The organism is Amycolatopsis sp. SID8362 (genome assembly GCF_010550475.1).
GTDB classification, from domain to species: Bacteria; Actinomycetota; Actinomycetes; order Mycobacteriales; family Pseudonocardiaceae; genus Amycolatopsis; species Amycolatopsis eburnea.
Window position 1 is genome coordinate 1 of record NZ_JAAGNB010001338.1, and the last position, 1,069, is coordinate 1,069.

The 1,069-nt window shown below is 75.0% G+C and carries 1 protein-coding gene; it reads right to left on the reverse strand.

Going from position 1 to position 1,069, the window contains the following annotated elements; translation table 11 throughout:
• Window positions 1-1,069, reverse strand: a 1,069-nt coding sequence (locus tag G3I65_RS41185; RefSeq protein WP_239071756.1) for an ABC transporter permease, incomplete at both ends; no start/stop codon positions are given.

Genomic DNA, 1,069 nt, shown 5'->3' on the forward strand with positions numbered 1-1,069 from the left:
CCCGCCAGCGCCCCGGCCGGGAGCACCGCCGGCCACCCCTGGCTCAGCGCGTACCCCGCGGTCACCAGCACCCCGGCCAGCACCCCCGCGAGCCCCCCCAACCCCGACAGCAGCACCGACTCCGCCAGGAACTGCCCGCGAACCTGCCGCTTCGTCGCACCGAGAGCCCGCCGCAGGCCGATCTCCCGACGCCGTTCCAGCACCGAGATCACCATCGTGTTCGCCACCCCGACGCCGCCCACGAGCAGCGCGACCCCGCCGAGGCCGAGGAACAGCGCGCTGTACGTGGTGTCCGTCAGCTTCTGCGCGGCGAGCGCGTCCGACGGGCGGCGCACCTCGACCTCGTTGGGTGCCTGCGGGTTCAGCGTCGCCGCCAGTACCGAGCGCACACTGTCCACTTGGGACTCCTCGGCGCGGACGTACACAGTGGACGGATGACCGTCGAAGCCGAGCAGGCGCTTGGCGACGTCCCAGCCGACCAGTGCCGACCGCTCGATCTCCGGCGCGAGCGGCATCGGCGCCAGTATCCCCGCCACGGTGAACCACTGCGTCCCGATCAGCACCTGCGGCGGGCGGGCCGGGTCGACGTGGTCGATCCCGAGCCGGGCCGCGGCCTGCGCGCCGAGCACCACCACCGGGTAGTCCAGGTTGCCCGCCGCCAGGAACGCGCCGGACCGGATCTTGCCGCCCAGCACGCCCAGCAGGTCCGGCCGCGCCGCGTACACCGCGAGGCCGGACGAGTCGTTCGGCGCGATCTTGTCACTGCGCCGCACGTTCGCCGACGTCGTCCCGGTGCCGCTGACCGCCCGCACCGGCCCGATCCGCTTGGCCATCGGGACGGCGTCGTCCGGCAGCGTCGCGGTGTCCCCGAACAGCGTCTGCCCCGGCCCGGCGGTGAGCAGGTTCGTGCCGAGCGCGGCGAGCCGGTCGTGCAGCGCCTGCGCGCCGGACGCCGGGATCGCCAGCACCGCGACCATCGCCGCGACGCCGATCGCGATGCCCAGCGCGGAAAGCACCGCGCGGACCGGCCGGGTGCGCATGCCGTGCGCGCCGAGCGCGACGACGTCCG